The organism is Enterococcus casseliflavus NBRC 100478, assembly GCF_001544095.1.
In the GTDB taxonomy this organism is placed as follows: Bacteria; Bacillota; Bacilli; order Lactobacillales; family Enterococcaceae; genus Enterococcus_D; species Enterococcus_D casseliflavus.
Genome location: NZ_BCPT01000031.1, coordinates 1 through 17,682, shown reverse-complemented (window position 1 = coordinate 17,682; position 17,682 = coordinate 1). Strand labels below are relative to the sequence as shown.

Sequence of the window (17,682 nt, the reverse complement as noted above, 5' to 3'; positions counted from 1 at the left end):
CTGCGAAAAGCGGATCTAATTTCGAGGCCAGTGCATCCCAATCATTCTTATTTGGGAAGGTCTTGAACAGCAGACAAACGATGGTAGCGCCATATTCTGCAGCATATTCCGTATAATTGGTCACCATTAAATCAATCTGATGACGCTTGAAATAATCTGAGGACATTTCATTGACATCAGGAAAGTAAAAATGACGGGAACTGCGAATATAGCGTGTAGCGGAACTTCTCAAATATTGACAGATAAAGTGGGAACCTTCAAAGAGAAAGGCCACATTTTTGCGGTCTTGCCAGTATAAAGACTGGATCGAACAAGCATATAATGTCAGACTCGCCATAATATGAGTCAAACTTTTGGCATCCCAAAGATATGCATAGTCACTGTTAGTTCGAAAGAACGCTTGGCAAAGGCGCCATTCTTCGGGAAAGTTCTCCCGGACAAACGTATTCACTTCTGACGTATTGTGATTGAGCATTGGTGTCATCATTTGCTTTAGATGAACGACAGTGAAGAAAGATTCCAGCAACACCCTTTCACGGGCCATATCTTTGGTTTGCGGCAAGAAATTCGCCACCAGATCATGGGCCAAATGTTTGATTTAAGGATGGTGATTGAATTTTTGACAAAAATTTTTTTCACCGCTGTTGTCACTAATCGAATGGCGACCAAACACCAAGATAAATAAGTGGACCAACTCAGCCACCGACAGTTCCCTTTGGTAGTGGCAATGGATGATTCGATTGATTTTGGCAAATGCATGTAAATAGGATTGCTTGGTGACCAAATCAATCAAACAGGTGGGTGCTTCAATCAGATAATTGGCACAGTAGCGTTCCAAAGTAATATAGAGGTAATAATTGAATTTACTGAAAGAACATGATTGATTCAAACGTTGGTGGCAATCAGCAAATAAGGTCAGTGTGATATCGTGGACGGCAATTGGCGGGAAAATGATGTGGGCAGTGATCTCCGATTCATAATAAAATCATGAAAAAATTTCCGGATGTGGCTTTCTTTACCGATGAACGTTACCGGGGAATATTGCATCTTCAACCCATACGCCCGTAATACAGGATGGATTTTCTTCAAATAACGCAACACGGTACTTTCGGAGATATGATATGTTTCTGCCCATTCCAAGGAACTACGCAACTCATTTTGGAAAATACTCTCCACGATATGAAAGAGCATTTCATCCGCAATCAATGACCGCATAGCTGTGAGATATTGTCCCGGATGGCAGATACCAAACACGTAGCCCCGGTGGGAAGATTCGATGCTGACAGAATCACCGAAATGCAGCTTCAGATCATTGATATCTGAGACAATCGTTCGTGACGTGCTGTTAGAGACTCCCGCCAAGGTTTTGGTGGAACAAACCGGATTCTCCTCAAAAATGTCTAAAATACGCAACCAACGCAAGGTAGCAGCATTGGTGACAAAGTGGGTCTGCAAATTTTTCACGACTCTGCTCCTTTCTATGATAGCCTGTACAATTCTTTCTATAGCTATCTTAATGAAAATGAACACGTGAAAACAAATCACCATTTTCACCGTGTGAGGAAATTTTTGAAGCTTTGTGAATAATTCATCCATTATAATAGATGAAAATGCACATTTCCGATCAATTATCAGGCACTGCAATAGCCACAGATGTATTGTAATGGGGTTCATTGGAAGAAAGAGAGCGAAAGTTAGGGAGATCAAATGAGGATCAAAGCAAAGGATTTCGAAAAGACGATGGCCGTGACCCAATACCTAGATTACTTCTATGCCTTATGCAGCAATACAGCCCCGAGTGAAGCTGTCAAAGATCATGTAGTGCAGCTGGCGTATCTTGTTGAAAATCAAATCGCACAAAAACTGCGTAGAAAAGCCAAATATTCTAGATGGACTAGAACCTACCGCATACCAGCCAGTCAAGCTGTTCATTATAGACAATTACACCGATTGTCGCTTTTTTTGCGCGGTTGGAGATGGATAAGTACATTCCTTCGGCCTACATCGAACAAGCACGCAACATGAAATAAATTCCGGAGGCGCAAGACCCTCGACAGCCACACCAATAGAATGAATGGGGGAAAATCATCATTGCATGGTATAGCAAAGAGAAGAAGGCTCATTAGGCCAAAGGCGAGGAAAGCAAATGACTTTACTTGATTATGCAAAAAAACATATTGGCTGCCTTCATGGAATGAATCCTTTGAAACAAATGATTGTACGAAATTAAATGACAAATGGTTTATAATGATAAGGTAATCTCTTTCATTTGACCAAAATCTTATTGACATTAACTGCAATAAACCATAAAATTTACTTGTTTCTAAAAATATAGAATTGTTCAAATTAGTACGTCATTGTAAAAAAAGCAAAATAAAAAGAAATTGCATTCAGTCAAAGATGCATGAGGATGCATCAAAATACTGATCATGCGTCATCAACACTTCTTCCATAGATAACAGCTTCATTGCAACAACACGCTTAAGGCTTGTCATCTTATGGCTGCTTTCCTACGGTGAAGGAGTGTCTCTATCATGTTTTTACTCAAAATTGTAAACGATAGCGGCTATTTTTTTGGATTAAATGATAACAAAGACACGAATAATTTTGTTTTCTGAGATCAAATAACAGGGGTTTTTAATAGAAATATCATGAATATCCTTTCATTGAGGTCTATTTTCTCATATAATAAGATAGAATTGCCTTGTATAGTTAAGTAATATTGAAGGCAAATTTTTTGTTTCTACACAATTGAATTAAGGAGTGTATTCATGGGAAAGCCGTTATTTAAGACTTTGACCGTTTTGTTCGTGGGTATTGGAGCGGTCGCGATCTGCTTGTTAGGCTACAGGCAGAACAACCAAAAGCAATATGAACATCGGGTGGCATATGCGCAGACCGCCATTGCCACAGAGAAAGACAGTCTAGCAGCTATTGCAGAAGAGATTGGCAAACTATACAGCAACGATGACCAAACATTCTTGAGAAAAGACCTGACACAAGAAGACGTCTCGAAACTGGTGGCCAAATTAGCAGCAATCAAAGTATCCGCGGATGACTATGGGATCGAGGAGGATGCCTTGCCAAGCGATTCCAAAGATATCCAAGCACAAAAAACAGCATTAGATGATCAACTGAAAGACGTGGAAGCAAAACTCAATGTCCAATCAGCGGCCGATGCCCTCTTTACCAAAGGGGTCTCAAATTGGCAAAAAGCGGTGAACAACGTCATTATCAAAGCAGATCTGAAGGTGACCGATGTCGGCAATATCCGAGAAAACGTGAATTTCTTCGACGATAGCAAGTGGAAAGATCTCGTGACTGAGTATCTAGGCTACGCCGATGCCCAATTAGACAGAATCGCGAAACTTGATGAAAGCTTTAAAAGTATGTTAAAAGATAATGTAGTTACAAGTGAAGTCACCCTAGACAAATATCTGGCAGTGGTCGACAGTATCAATCAAGTGAGAAACGAAGAACTTAAAGAGAAATATGCGAAACTCGCTGACGCTATTTCGACACAAATGGGTTATGGCTATTATGGTAGTACAACATCGACCGCAACGGACACCTATTCAGATACGAGTGACACGGATTCACAAGATGAAAGTAGCTGGACAGATACAGAAGCCGATACAGATTCAGCTTACTGATAAGCAAGTATCAACTGGAGGAAAAAACATGTCAAAAGGAAAAAAGATTTTTTTGATTATTTTTGGTATCGTGGCCGTCTTGGTGATTGGGATCGTTGGTGTCGGTGCAAAATTGTATATGGATCTCTCAGGATCGATCCAAAAGACCTATGAGTCGGTGGAGCGGGATCAAGAGGAAACCAAACGCGAAACGAAAGTTGATTTGGCGCAAAATCAATCCTTCTCTGTGTTATTGATGGGGATCGATACAGGGGATCTTGGAAGGGTCGAACAAGGGCGCTCTGATACGATGATGGTGGCAACCGTGAGTCCAGAAGACAATCAAACAACCATTGTCAGTATTGCCCGAGACACCTATGTCGATATCATTGGCCATGGGACACAAGACAAAATCAATCATGCTTATGCATTCGGCGGCCCAGCGATGTCAATGAATACGGTGGAGAACTACTTAGATATTCCAATCGACCATTATATTTCCATCAATATGGCTGGGTTGAAAGAGCTGGTAGATGCTGTTGGCGGGATTGAAGTCAACAACGATTTAACCTTTTCACAAAGCGGGTACGATTTTACAATCGGTAAAATCACACTGGATGGCGATCAAGCTTTGGCTTATTCCCGGATGCGCCATGAAGATCCGAATGGTGATTATGGTCGACAAGAACGGCAACGCAAAATTGTCGAAGGGATTGCCCGTAAAGTATTGAGCTTCGATGGTGTGAGCAAATACCAAGGGATATTATCAGCGGTTGAGAGCAATATGAAAACCGATATGAGCTTTGATGATTTGCGAACCATTGCACTGAATTACCGCGATGCCTTCAATACTGTCAAACAAGACCAATTAAAGGGTGAAGGCTTCATGCAAGAGGGGATTTCATACCAACGTGTCAGTGATGATGAATTAGCTCAAGTTCAAACAGAGTTGAAAGCCCAATTGAACTTAGACAACGAATAGGAAAGTGGAGGAATAATGGAAGAAACGATTAGTTTGAAAGAAATCTTCGAAATTTTACGCAAGCACATAACAACAATACTGGTTTCAATGTTTGTTGGACTGGCACTTGCTGGAGTCGCAACATTCTTTGTTATCACACCTAAATATAGTTCACAAGCGCAATTGATTGTCACATTGCCACAGTCCGAAACCACCAATGCCAATGATGTGAATACCAATCTGCAAATGATCAATACCTATAAAGATATGATCGTCAGCGATTTGGTGATGAATGAGGTCAAAGACCGCTTAGCATCCGAAAACAATATTGACATGACCGCCGGACAAATCAAAGAAGCAATCGCGGTCAATCAATCGCAAAACTCACAAATGTTTTCCATTCAAGCCACAAGTCCCAATGCAGTCACAGCGCAACGAATTGCGAATACAACTTCTTTGGTCTTCCAAGAAAATGCCAAAGACGTCATGAATGTAGACAAAATTTCGATCGTGTCCAGTGCAGTAGCTAGTTCATCACCGGTCTCTCCAAACAATAAATTGAATTTGGCGATAGGACTAGTGCTTGGTGTGATGGTAGGGATTGGATTGGCCTTCTTGTTTGAACTGTTAGATCGAACGGTCAAAGATGATAAGTTTGTGACCGATACCTTAGGATTCATTGTCTTAGGGACAGTGCCACAGATGACACAGAAAGAACTAAATGCAACAATTCCCACAAAAGCTGCAGCACCAGTAATGAAAAAAACAACAAGTGATAAGTCGGCTGAATCTCGGCGCAGTCGATCTAGGGTATAGGAGGAGAAAATTGATGGCCAAAAAACAAGAAAGAAAAGTGCCCCAAACCCACGCGGTAAGTTTGATTACATTAATTGATCCGTCTTCTCCGATTGCAGAACAGTATCGTACGATCCGCACCAATATCCAATTTGCTTCCTCTGCAGACCGTCACATCCAAACGCTCGTGATTACATCTTCCGGACCAGGGGAAGGCAAATCCATTACTTCTGCGAATTTAGCCGTAGTGTTTGCTAAATCTGGCCAACGGGTATTATTGGTCGATGCGGATTTGCGAAAACCAACCGTCTATAAAACTTTTAATCTGAATAATGCTTCAGGATTAAGCACAGTTCTAAGTACGTCTACCAGCATATTAGAAGCAGCACAAAAAACGATCATTGATAACCTATCCGTATTAACAAGCGGCCCAAAGCCGCCAAATCCATCAGAATTACTCGGTTCAGCGAGAATGAATCAAGTCATCGAAGAAGCCAAAAATTTATATGATGTCGTGATTTTTGATATGCCACCGGTGGTTGCGGTCACAGATGCCCAAATTATGGCATCTAAAGTCGATGGCACGATCATCGTGGTCCGGGAAAACGTTTCGAGAAAAGAGTCTTTGAGCAAAGCCAAAGAACTCTTGAATATGGTTCAAGCGCGCGTGTTAGGCGTGGTATACAATGGCGCGGAACTCAGCAAAGATTCTGGCTATTATTATTATTACGGAAACTAACTGATTGGAGACGAGAGAAATGATTGATTTACATTGCCATATATTACCAGGTGTTGATGACGGAGCTGAAGATTTAGAAGCAAGTATTGCCATGGCTGAAAAAGCAATCAGTCAAGGGATCACCCACATTCTATGCACCCCCCATCACAACAATGGAAAGTATAGGAATCCTAAATCTGACGTCATTTCTCTGGTCTCTTTTTTGCAGTCAGAATTAGATCGACGCAATTTGCCATTAACAGTCTTAGAAGGTCAGGAAGTACGCATCACAGGAGATTTAATTGAGGATATACGGCGAGATGAAATCCTTTTTACAGATTTAGATGATACGTATATTTTGATAGAATTTCCTACAATGGAAGTTCCTACTTATGCAGAACGCACATTTTTCGAGTTAAAAAGTTTAGGTATAACCCCCGTGATTGTCCATCCAGAAAGGAATGCACATTTCAGAAAGGACCCAAATCATTTGATTCCGTTCTTAGAGATGGGGTGTTTGGCGCAATTGACAGCACCAAGTTATGTGGGAATCTTTGGTAGAGACATTCAGAAGACGGCGAAAATCATGGTTGAACATAATTTGGTACAAATGATGGCTTCTGATGCGCATGGGGTTAAAAAACGTACTTTTTATATTCGTGAGGCCTATGATCAAATAGCCAAAGATTTTGGTCAGTATAAAGTGACAAAAATGCAAGATGTTGCAAAAGATTTGATTAATGGGGATCAAATTGACTATCCAGAATATATAGAAGTGAAAAAGAAAAAGTTTGGTTTTTTTTAGGGGGCGTTTGGGTTGTTTGAATTAACAAGAAGAAGAAAAATTATTACATTGATTTTAGTAGATAGTTTGTTACTGGTTATAGCAAATATGGCGTCGTTTTATTTTATGAAACCATTTGTACCAATACCGATGGATTTTGTACGTCTTTCTACAGTCTTATCTATTGTGTTTTATTTGATATTTGGGTTTATTTTCCGTGTCTTTTCAAGAATCAATCGTTATACAAACTTGAGTGAGATGATTGCGATCTTTCTTGCATTGTCATTTGGTTCAATCGTGAGTATCGTATGTTTCTTCTTTGTTAATGACAATTATAGTCTGCGGATGATTACCTTTACTTATTTTCTATCGCTTTCCTTTATCATATCTAGTCGATTGATATGGCGACTGTGTATAGAAAAAAAGAACAGCCGCTATATCACCAGTGATCATACCAAGAATACTTTGATTGTTGGTGCTGGCGAAGGCGGACGTATTCTTTACAATAGTTTATTAGGCTCAAAAACTGCCAGTGAAATAAATGTGATAGGTTTCGTTGATGATGACCCGAATAAAAAGAATACTTATCTATCTGGTAAGAAAGTATTTGGAAAAATCGATGAATTGCCAGTGCTAGTTGAAAAATATGACATAAAAATGATTACGATCGCCATTCCTTCTCTCTCTCGCAAAAAACTACGCGAAATTTTTGAAGCAATTGAACCATTACATGTTAAAGTCAATACAATGCCATCCATGGAAGAAATGGCTTCGGGCAAAATCAGTATGTCACGCCTGAAAAAAATTGATGTCGTGGATTTATTAGGTAGAGATGAAGTACAGTTGGATATTGATTCAATCAAAGATCAAATCACCGGAAAAACAATTTTGGTGACTGGCGCAGGTGGATCGATTGGGTCAGAGATTTGCCGTCAAGTGATTCAATTTAACCCTTGTAAACTATTACTTTTAGGGCATGGTGAAAATTCGATTTATTTGATCGAGCGTGAATTAAGAAATACTTACAAAGATAGTGTCACAGAGATTATACCAATTATCGCTGATGTTCAAGACCGTAACAGAATTTTTGATATTATGCATGCTTATCATCCAGATATAGTGTATCATGCTGCTGCACACAAACATGTGCCGCTGATGGAATATAATCCAAGAGAAGCAGTAAAGAACAATATTTATGGATCAAAAAATGTTGCAGAAGCTGCTAAGGCAGCTCAAGTAAAGAGTTTTGTGATGGTATCTACTGATAAAGCGAATAATCCGCCAAACGTGATGGGGGCGACGAAGCGAATTGCTGAGATGATCGTTACAGGATTAAATGAAGAAGGCTGTACCAAATTTTCCGCTGTCCGCTTCGGAAATGTATTGGGTTCTCGTGGGAGTGTGATTCCGGTTTTCAGAGAACAGATTGCCAAAGGCGGTCCAATTACTGTGACAGATTTTCGCATGACAAGATATTTTATGACGATTCCGGAAGCAAGTCGCTTGGTGATTCAATCAGGTGCCTTGGCAAAAGGCGGAGAAATTTTCATATTAGATATGAGCGAACCAGTGAAGATTGTCGATCTTGCCAAAAATATGATTCGCTTGAGCGGCTATAGTGAAGATGAGATTGAGATTATTGAAACAGGTATCCGGCCAGGTGAAAAATTATATGAAGAGTTGCTTTTGGATAAGGAACGCAACGATGAAGCTGTATTTGAAAAGATTTTTGTAGGAAATATTAAAGGTTATTCCATAAAGGATGTCATGGATGTCGTTGAAAATTTACCACAAGATGACAATCAATTAGCAAAAGCAGTTGTTCATTTTGCGAATGCTTCCAATAAATAGGAGTGAATTTAGATGTATAAGGAAGGGTTAAAACGGGGAATAGATTTCTTTATGTCTTTAGTGGGTATCATCATTCTTTCTCCTGTGTTTTTGATATTGTGTGTAGCGATCAAGCTAGATTCAAAAGGACCAATTATTTTTCAGCAAAAGCGAGTGGGCAAGAATAAATCACATTTTTATATTTACAAATTTCGAACTATGAAAGTTGATACGCCGAAAGAAATGCCAACACATCTATTGGAAAAACCTGATTTTTTTATCACAAAAGTGGGTAAGTTTTTACGGAAAACCAGTTTAGATGAGTTGCCGCAACTATTTAATATTTTAAAGGGTGATATGGCAGTTATTGGTCCTAGACCTGCGTTGTGGAATCAATATGATTTGATTGATGAACGTGATAAATATCAAGCGAACGCTATCAGGCCAGGATTAACCGGATTAGCCCAAATCAGTGGTAGAGACGAGCTGGAAATTCCTCATAAGGCTAAACTAGACGGTTATTATACAGAAAATATCTCACCAGCCATGGATATTAAGTGTTTTTTTGGAACGCTTACTTCTGTTTTCAAAAGTGCTGGGGTTGTAGAAGGTGGTACTGGTACAATCAAAAAGGAGGATGAAAAATGAAGCGTATCCTGATTACTGGTGCTAATAGTTATATAGGAACATCTTTTGAAAAATGGATGCAACAATTTGGTGATGATTACCAAATTGATACGATAGATATGCACGGAGAAGCTTGGAAAGAGAAAGATTTTTCACTCTATGATTCTATTTTCCATGTTGCAGGGATTGCTCATGCTGATGTTTCAAAAGTCAGTGAAGAAACGAAACAACTTTATTATAAAGTGAACTGTGATTTAGCAGTTGAAACGGCGGAAAAGTACAAAAAGGATTTGAATTGTAAGGTAGGACAATTTATTTATATGAGCTCCATAATAGTATACGGAGAGAACACAAGTATAAATAAAAAAAGGGTAATTAGTAGGGATACCGAACCCAATCCTTCTAATTTTTATGGAGATAGCAAATTAAAAGCTGAGAAGAAACTTATGCCACTTAACCAAAGTGATTTTAAAATTGTTATTTTAAGGCCACCGATGATTTACGGAAATGGAAGTAAAGGTAATTATCAACAATTAATTAAAATTGCAAATAAAGTTTCTTTTTTTCCGAACATAAAAAACGAAAGATCAATGATCCATATAGATACATTATGTGATTTTATAAAAAATATCATTGATACCAGAAAAGAAGGTTTATATTTTCCTCAAGATAAAAATTATGTCAGAACAAGTTATATGGTGAGAGATATTGGTAATTCTAATGGGAAAAAAATTTATTTATTCTCTTGTTTAAATTGGTTAATATATCTTATGGGTTATTTTCCGGGTAAGGTAGGAAAATTAGCCAATAAGGCTTTTGGAAGTTTGGTATACAGTAAAGATATTTAAAAATTAATGCGAAAGCTTGATTTTTAAGCAAGAAGGAGTAAAAATGTTTGAAAATTATTCTGTTTTAATGTCAGTATATGCAAAAGAGTCTGCTACTTTTTTAAAAGAAAGTATTGAGAGTATATTAGGTCAAACAAAAAAAACAAATGATTTTATAATAGTAATAGATGGACCATTAACAGAATCATTGGATAATCTGTTGAATGAATACCAACAGAATTACCACGAAATTAAACTAATTCGTTTGAAAAAAAATGTTGGTTTAGGTTTGGCTTTAAATGAGGGATTAAAGAACTGCAAGAATGAATTAGTTGCGCGTATGGATAGTGATGATATAGCTTTACCCGATAGATGCGATTTACAAATCAAAGAATTTAATAAAAAACCTAATCTGAGTATATTAGGTACGCAAATTGCTGAATTTTATGATTCACCTTCAAAAATCGAAAGTATGAGAATTGTTCCGGTTAATTATAATGATATATTAAAGTTTTCTAAAAGAAGAAGTCCATTTAATCACCCTACTGTAATGTATAAGAAAAGTGAAATAATTTCTATTGGCGGCTACAATGATGTTAAAAGAAAAGAAGATTTAGATTTGTTTCTTTGTGCTTTAAGTAAAGGGTTTTACGCACAAAATTTAAACAATATAGGTTTGTATTTTAGATCTAATAAAGATAATTATCTTCGAAGAAAAGACAAAGTAAATTGTAAAAGCTATATCACTACTATTTATAAGTTTACCAAAAGAGGATATTGTAGTTGGATAGATTTCTTATATGTATTCGCTAGTCAAGTTTTTTTCTTGATTTCCCCTAATTGGCTTATGAAAAAAGTTTCTGATAAATTTTTAAGGAGAAAAGCATAAAATGAGCAAACGAATACCGATAATCGAAGAAATAAAGAAGAGATTACCTTTAGGCTTAAAATTAAAATTGATTCAAATGATTGTAAAAAAACAATTAAAAAACTCAGATAAGTTAGATATTAAACTAAGCTCAAAACCTAGAATATTTCTTATGCTAGCTACGGATTATCCTAATCTTGGCGATCATGCATTAACTATTGCTCACAAAGAATTTTTGGAAAAAAATTTCCCCTTATATGAGGTTATGGAATTCTATGTTGATGAAACAATTATGGCCATTAACACCTTAAAAGAAGTTATTCAACCAAATGACATCATAACTTTAAAAGGTGGCGGTAATATAGGTATAGAATATTTTAGGGAAGAATTACTTAGAAGGAATATCATTAAAAATTTTCCTAATAATAAAATAGTCTTATTTCCGCAAACAGTATATTTTCCTGATACAAATTTAGGTTCAAAAGAAAAGGCTAATACTATTAATGTATTAAAAAGACATAAAAATATACGAATACTAGTTCGAGATCAGAAATCATATGATATTATGAAAGGCTATGACTTTAAATACCTAAATTTAGTGCCGGATATTGTTTTTTCCTATAAAAGTAATATTTTTAATGAGAATAAAATTGAAAACAAAAAAATACTTTTTTGTTTGAGAAATGATAGAGAGAAAGCACAAGATAGACTTAATTTGGATGAAATGGATAATCACTTGAAAAAAAATGGATTCAAAACATCATACACTGATACAGTACTATCTTATAACGTGGATAAAAATAATCGTTATTTTGAACTAGAAAAGAAGCTGAAAGAAATTTCATCTTCTAAAATAGTTGTTACAGATAGATTACATGGAATGATATTTTGTTATATAACTAGAACACCTTGCATTGTCTTAGAAACTTATAACCACAAGGTTACGGGGCAGTTCGAATGGATTTCGGACTGTAATTTTATTACCTTTACTTCTAATTTAAATAATTTTGTACAAGAAATTGATAGATTAGCTAAATTACAAGTAAATAACTCATTGAATAAAAAGTTAGATGATAGTTTGGCTACGATAATTTATGAATTAGAAAATTAGTGAGGTTTAAAAATGTGGTTATTTTTTTTATTAGTGTTTGTGATAGTAAGTTTAGGTGTATTACTAAGCCGTTATAAAATTTATTTTCTTAGATTTATATTTTTTTTATTTTTTATAATTTCTGCTTTTAGATCTCCCATTGTTGGAAATGATACCCAAGACTATAGAGATTTGTTTATAAATTTACAGACATCTTCTATAGAAAACTTTACGTGGAGATACGAAAAAGGATTTTTGCTTTTTAATAAGTGTATTTCTTATATTTCAAACGACCCACAAATTTTAATTATAGCTATTGCAACTTTAACTTGTTTAGCATACTATATGCTCATCAAAAGGTATTCATTGATACCTTGGATAAGTGTCTATCTGTTCTTTACTTTAAGATATTTTGATTTGAGTATGAATATAGCTAGACAGACTCTTGCCCTATCCTCAATATTTGTGGCTTTCTATTTTTTAACAAAAAAAAAGTTTCTTCCTTTTTTAGTATTTGTTTTATTAGCTACAAGCTTCCATAACACTGCATTTATTTTTATAATTGCCTGGTTTGTTTATGAGGTTAAGGATAACAAAAAGTTTTTAACATTACTTTCATTATTAACAATTATTGGATTTTCAGTGTTTAATTATATATTTAGCTTCATTTTAAGTTATTTTCCTACATATAGTTATTATTTAAATTCTTCATATATGGATGGAAATACACGTACAGCTACGATATTGAATATTTTAGTAAGTTTTGTTATTATTTTGTTTATTTATTTGTTTAAATATCCAAAAAACAAAATTAATGATGTGATGTTTAAATTATTATTAATAGGGTTAAGTATTTCAATAATTTCGATTAGATTTAGTTTGTTAGATAGAGTAAGTGATTATTTCTCCGTTTTTTCAATTATATTGCTTCCTAATGCCATTTACATGCAAAAAAACAAAAAATATTATCTGATTATCTGTTATATTTTAATTATTAGTTTTTTTGCTTATTCATTAAGTATTCTAATTTTGAGACCGGATTGGAATAGAATTTACCCATACGAATTTTTCTTTCAATAAATAGAATGAGGTGCTATATTGCTGAAAATATTAAATATAATTGGTAGAAGACCAACTGGAGGAATAGGATCTGTCGTAAAAAATTATCAATCACATTTTACTGAAGGGATTCAATATGATTATTTACTCTTTTCAGATGAAAAGGAAGGGGCGTTTGATTCATACGTCAAAGGTTTAGGGTCAAATGTATATGTTGTTCCTTCTTTATCCCTAAAAAATATGTTTGAAATAAATCGAAGGTTAAATGAAATGTTTTCTGAGATAGCAAAAAACTACCAAGTAGTTCATATACACACTGTGAATGTTGCGTTTTTAGTTGCAAGAAAAGCAAAAAAAAATGGTATAAAAAAAATCATTGCTCATAGTCATGCAACAAATTATTCGGATTCGAAAATCAAAGCTATTAGGAATAAAATTTTGTGTTTAAATTTAAAAAAATTAGCTACTCATTACGTTGCTTGTTCGTATGAGGCAGGAGAGTTTCTTTTTGGGAAAAAGTCTATGCAACAAAATAATGTGAAGATAGTAAAAAATGCGATTGAGATTTCTGACTATAACTATTCAGATAAGAAGAGAATTTCTTTTAGGGAAGAACTTAATTTTACAAAGGATGATTATGTAATTGGTTGTATAGGAAGACTAACGCCACAAAAGAATATTAAATTTGCACTGGATGTATTCTCTCAATTAAAGAAATATAAAAATTCTAATAAGTACAAAATTGTAATTGTGGGAGAAGGTCCTGAATATGAGATGTTAAGAAACTTTGCCAAGACAAGCGATATTTGTAATAGTGTATACTTTTTAGGATATAGAAATGATATTAAAAATATTCTGTGTGGAATTGATTTATTTCTTATGCCTTCTTTATACGAAGGATTGCCAGTTATAGGTGTAGAAGCACTCTCATCAGGATTACCTTGTATTTTTAGTGATTCTATTTCTAAAGAATTTCAAAGCTCTAAAAGTTTTTACATTTCGTTAGACAGTACCAAGGAGTATTGGTGTAATCAAATTGATAAAATTTCTCAACAAAAAGTCGATAGAAAGCAAACTGATACAGTTGAATTGGGGTACGATATAAATATAGAAGCAAAAAAATTAATTCAATATTATAGAGAAATAGTAGGATGAGAGGTAATTTATATGAAAAAGGTCCTTTTTTTTGATACATCAGTAGGAACATTAAATATAGGTGACGAAATTATTAATAAAGCAATTAATGAAATTTCAAACAATATGTTTAAAGAAGATTATATTATGAAATTACCTTCTAGAACAGGTATTTTAAATAAGTTTCAGCTAAACTATAATAAAAGTTTTAAAAATAATTTTTGTAATGCTGATTTGAAATTTGTATGTGGAACAAATCTTCTTTATAAAAATATGTTACGACCTATGCCTAATTGGAATATTAATCTATTAAATACAGCTGTTGTTGAAAATAGTATTCTATTTGGAGTGGGAAGTGGTAATAATGCCAAAAAGATTACAAACTACACTAAAATACTATATAAAAAAGTGCTTTCAAAGGATTACATTCATAGTGTTAGAGATCAAGCAACAAAAAATATGTTAGATAGTATAGGAATAGACTCCGTCGTAACAGGGTGTCCTACTCTTTGGCAGTTGAATGAAGAAAAAAATGCGGAAATTCCATTTGATAAAAGCGAAACTGTTGTGTTTACTTTAACTCATTATCAATCATTTAGAAACTTTGATGAAGATAAAGCAATGATTGTAATCTTAAGAAAACTGTATAAGGATATCTATTTCTGGCCTCAAAGTTTAGAAGACTTAGATTATTTGAACCAACTAGGTGAAACAGCTGGAATTACTATTTTATCACCAAATCTTGTGACATTTGACAAATTCCTCACTAACAACCATACAGATTATGTAGGTACAAGATTACACGGCGGTATTTTTGCAATGCAACATGGTAGACGCTCAGTTATCCTAGCCATTGATAATAGAGCACGTGAGATAAAGAAGAATAATAATATACCTTGTATAGAGAGAGACGAGACATCTAGTGAGCTTGAAAATCTACTTTCAACAAGCTGGAAAACAAGTATTATAATTGAGGATGATAAGATTGAGAAGTGGAAACAACAGTTTATTTAAGAAAATTAAACTTGATTCTAAACTAAAAACATTAGGTTCAAACACAGTAATTTTTGCAATTGGAAATGTTATGTCTAAATTGATTTTATTTTTATTAATGCCTCTGTATACAAGTGCGATGACACCTTCTGAGTATGGATTTGCAGAGTTGATGAGTAATGGTATCGATTTATTAATGCCCTTAGCTACACTGTGTTTATATGAAGCAGTTTTTAGATTTAGTATTGATTCTAAGAAAAACGAAAGAATATTAATTTTATCAAATTCATTTAGGATTATTTTTTGGATAAATTTAGTTGTTACTTTTATTACTATAGTTGCTTCATTAGCTACAAGATCATTCTATCCAATTTTATTTTGTATTATGTTGGTTACGTATAGTATACGTCAAATATTTGCTCAGTTTTCGAGAGGAATTGGAGACTCGAAAAGATTTGCCATTAGCGGAATTCTAAATGCTTTTGTTTTAGGAATAAGTAATATTATTTTAGTTGGATACTTTTCTTATGGTATATATGGTTATCTTATTTCAATAGCATTTGGAAATGTATCGTCTGCCATATATTTATATTTTGTTGTTGGTTTAAATTCTTATTTAAAACCGCAGATGAATGACAAAGAACTTCTCAAAGAAATGCTATTTTTTAGTGTTCCAATGATTCCAAATTCTATATCTTGGTGGTTTGCTAATATTTCGACAAGATATATTTTGGTTATGTTTGAAGGTTTAGCAACTGCAGGTATTTTTACAGCTATAAGTAAGTTGCCATCTATTATAAATGTTTTATCTTCAATTTTTCAACAAGCTTGGCAATTTTCAGCCTCTAAAGAAATTAGTAAAAAAGATGCTAATAGTTTTTTTTCAAAAGTGTTTATATCGTATTATACATTGATTATCTCTTCATGTAGCATAATTATTACTTTTATTCCTTTCATAGCAAAGTTTTTACTCCAGGGAGATTTTTTTTACGCATGGAGCATGATTCCGTTGTTGTTAGTTTCAGCTGTTTTAAACTGTTTTTCGGTTTACTTTGGATCTATATATACTGCATCAATGAACAATAAAATGATTATGATCTCTACAATTGTTGGTGCTACAGTAAGTGTTGTTTCTTCTTTTCTTCTTATTCCAGTATTTGGAATAATAGGTGCTATTATTGCAACTAACCTAAGTTATATAACGATTAATATAATGAGATATTTTGACACCAAAAGATTTATAGTTTTGAATATTCGTCCTTTTGAGGTTATTTCTCTTTTATGTATTTTATATATACAATCTGGGTTGTATTTGTTTTTAGATAAAGATGCATTTGTCGCTGAAATAGTTTTAAGTTTAATAGTGTTTATTTTGTTAATAATTTTTAATTTAAGAAAAAAAATTAGGAGAAGCTGATGAAAAAAGTACGTAAAGCTGTCATTCCGGCAGCAGGCCTAGGAACAAGATTTCTGCCAGCTACAAAGGCAATCGCCAAAGAAATGTTACCTATCGTTGATAAACCAACGATTCAATTTATTGTCGAAGAAGCGATCGCTTCTGGGATCGAAGATATTTTGGTGGTGACAGGTAAAGGCAAACGACCTATTGAGGATCATTTCGATTCGAACTTTGAGTTAGAATCAAATCTCTCTTCAAAAGGCAAGAAAGAGTTATTGGACCTTGTGGAAGAAACAACCGGGATCAATCTGCATTTTATCCGTCAAAAACGTCCATTAGGGTTAGGACATGCAGTATTACAAGCAAAAGCATTTGTTGGGGATGAGCCATTTATTGTGATGCTGGGTGATGATATTATGAACGATGATATCCCATTAACAAAACAATTAATCAATAACTACGATAAAACCACTGCTTCAACATTGGCAGTAATGAAGGTACCCCATGAGGATACCTCGAAATATGGAATCATCAATCCAAATGAAGAAGTGGCACCTGGCCTATACAATGTCAGCAATTTCGTGGAAAAACCATTACCAAAAGATGCACCAAGTGATTTAGCTATCATTGGTCGTTACTTGTTACGTCCTGAAATTTTTGATGTCTTGGAAAAGCAAGCACCTGGTGCAGGAAATGAAATTCAATTAACAGATGCGATTGATGCTTTGAATAAAACACAACGGGTATTTGCCCATGAATTCAAGGGCAAACGCTACGATGTGGGTGACAAATTAGGTATGGTTGAAGCGAATATCGAATATGGACTGAAACACCCTGAAATCAAAGACGAACTGCGCACCTACATCAAAGACTTAGCTACTAAATTATAAGATACGAGCGATCAGTTTTTGCTGATCGCTATTTTTGTAAAATGAGAAGATTTGTAGTAAGCGTGTCATAGGATA

Annotated in this window: 17 protein-coding genes and 1 pseudogene; 15 read left to right on the top strand and 3 right to left on the bottom strand. The window is 34.7% G+C overall.

Annotation, left to right across the window (positions count from 1 at the left end):
* The 3 genes and pseudogenes from ECA1_RS17970 to ECA1_RS17960 form a co-directional block, all read right to left on the bottom strand.
* Nucleotides 1-562: pseudogene (locus ECA1_RS17970) on the bottom strand (helix-turn-helix domain-containing protein); the annotation flags it as partial.
* Nucleotides 563-598: 36 nt separating this feature from the next.
* On the bottom strand, nucleotides 599-889 hold the full coding sequence (locus ECA1_RS17965) for a hypothetical protein (protein ID WP_236596066.1): 291 nt from the start codon (nucleotides 887-889) through the stop codon (nucleotides 599-601).
* A 26-nt stretch (nucleotides 890-915) separates the two neighbouring features.
* Nucleotides 916-1,464, bottom strand: coding sequence for a helix-turn-helix domain-containing protein (locus tag ECA1_RS17960; protein WP_236596065.1), 549 nt, complete (start codon nucleotides 1,462-1,464; stop codon nucleotides 916-918).
* A 1,307-nt stretch (nucleotides 1,465-2,771) separates the two neighbouring features.
* On the opposite strand from ECA1_RS17960, the gene ECA1_RS16355 reads away from it, so the two are divergent.
* The 15 genes from ECA1_RS16355 to galU are packed head-to-tail and all read left to right on the top strand — an operon-like array spanning nucleotide 2,772 to nucleotide 17,607.
* Complete coding sequence (locus ECA1_RS16355; protein WP_060793093.1) at nucleotides 2,772-3,653, top strand: hypothetical protein; 882 nt, start codon at nucleotides 2,772-2,774, stop codon at nucleotides 3,651-3,653.
* A gap of 28 nt (nucleotides 3,654-3,681) precedes the next feature.
* Nucleotides 3,682-4,614, top strand: a complete 933-nt coding sequence (locus tag ECA1_RS16350) for an LCP family glycopolymer transferase (RefSeq protein WP_060793092.1) — start codon at nucleotides 3,682-3,684, stop codon at nucleotides 4,612-4,614.
* A gap of 15 nt (nucleotides 4,615-4,629) precedes the next feature.
* On the top strand, nucleotides 4,630-5,409 hold the full coding sequence (locus ECA1_RS16345; RefSeq protein ID WP_060793091.1) for a YveK family protein: 780 nt from the start codon (nucleotides 4,630-4,632) through the stop codon (nucleotides 5,407-5,409).
* Between the two features lie 13 nt (nucleotides 5,410-5,422).
* On the top strand, nucleotides 5,423-6,127 hold the full coding sequence (locus ECA1_RS16340) for a CpsD/CapB family tyrosine-protein kinase (RefSeq protein ID WP_060793090.1): 705 nt from the start codon (nucleotides 5,423-5,425) through the stop codon (nucleotides 6,125-6,127).
* 19 nt (nucleotides 6,128-6,146) lie between these two features.
* Nucleotides 6,147-6,911 carry a tyrosine-protein phosphatase gene (locus ECA1_RS16335; protein ID WP_060793089.1) on the top strand — a complete coding sequence of 255 codons (765 nt, stop codon included), beginning with the start codon at nucleotides 6,147-6,149 and terminating at the stop codon, nucleotides 6,909-6,911.
* 12 nt (nucleotides 6,912-6,923) lie between these two features.
* Entirely contained in the window at nucleotides 6,924-8,741 is a 1,818-nt protein-coding gene (locus tag ECA1_RS16330; protein ID WP_060793088.1) for a polysaccharide biosynthesis protein, read from the top strand.
* A 12-nt stretch (nucleotides 8,742-8,753) separates the two neighbouring features.
* Nucleotides 8,754-9,368, top strand: coding sequence for a sugar transferase (locus tag ECA1_RS16325; protein ID WP_060793087.1), 615 nt, complete (start codon nucleotides 8,754-8,756; stop codon nucleotides 9,366-9,368).
* Nucleotides 9,365-10,195, top strand: coding sequence for an NAD-dependent epimerase/dehydratase family protein (locus ECA1_RS16320; protein WP_060793086.1), 831 nt, complete (start codon nucleotides 9,365-9,367; stop codon nucleotides 10,193-10,195). Before ECA1_RS16325 ends, ECA1_RS16320 begins: the two co-directional genes overlap by 4 nt.
* Before the next feature lie 43 nt (nucleotides 10,196-10,238).
* Nucleotides 10,239-11,063: a glycosyltransferase gene (locus ECA1_RS16315; protein ID WP_060793085.1), complete on the top strand. Its 825-nt coding sequence runs from the start codon at nucleotides 10,239-10,241 to the stop codon at nucleotides 11,061-11,063.
* A gap of 1 nt (nucleotide 11,064) precedes the next feature.
* Nucleotides 11,065-12,153, top strand: a complete 1,089-nt coding sequence (locus tag ECA1_RS16310) for a polysaccharide pyruvyl transferase family protein (protein WP_060793084.1) — start codon at nucleotides 11,065-11,067, stop codon at nucleotides 12,151-12,153.
* 12 nt (nucleotides 12,154-12,165) lie between these two features.
* Nucleotides 12,166-13,212 carry an EpsG family protein gene (locus ECA1_RS16305; RefSeq protein ID WP_060793083.1) on the top strand — a complete coding sequence of 349 codons (1,047 nt, stop codon included), beginning with the start codon at nucleotides 12,166-12,168 and terminating at the stop codon, nucleotides 13,210-13,212.
* 18 nt (nucleotides 13,213-13,230) lie between these two features.
* Entirely contained in the window at nucleotides 13,231-14,346 is a 1,116-nt protein-coding gene (locus tag ECA1_RS16300) for a glycosyltransferase (RefSeq protein ID WP_060793082.1), read from the top strand.
* 12 nt (nucleotides 14,347-14,358) lie between these two features.
* Nucleotides 14,359-15,339: a polysaccharide pyruvyl transferase family protein gene (locus ECA1_RS16295; RefSeq protein WP_060793081.1), complete on the top strand. Its 981-nt coding sequence runs from the start codon at nucleotides 14,359-14,361 to the stop codon at nucleotides 15,337-15,339.
* The gene (locus ECA1_RS16290) at nucleotides 15,311-16,735 is read left to right on the top strand and encodes a lipopolysaccharide biosynthesis protein (RefSeq protein ID WP_060793080.1); all 1,425 of its coding nucleotides are present in this window, start codon (nucleotides 15,311-15,313) and stop codon (nucleotides 16,733-16,735) included. Before ECA1_RS16295 ends, ECA1_RS16290 begins: the two co-directional genes overlap by 29 nt.
* On the top strand, nucleotides 16,735-17,607 hold the full coding sequence (galU, locus tag ECA1_RS16285; protein ID WP_060793079.1) for a UTP--glucose-1-phosphate uridylyltransferase GalU: 873 nt from the start codon (nucleotides 16,735-16,737) through the stop codon (nucleotides 17,605-17,607). The genes ECA1_RS16290 and galU overlap by 1 nt, the downstream gene beginning before the upstream one ends.
* Nucleotides 17,608-17,682 lie beyond the last annotated feature (75 nt).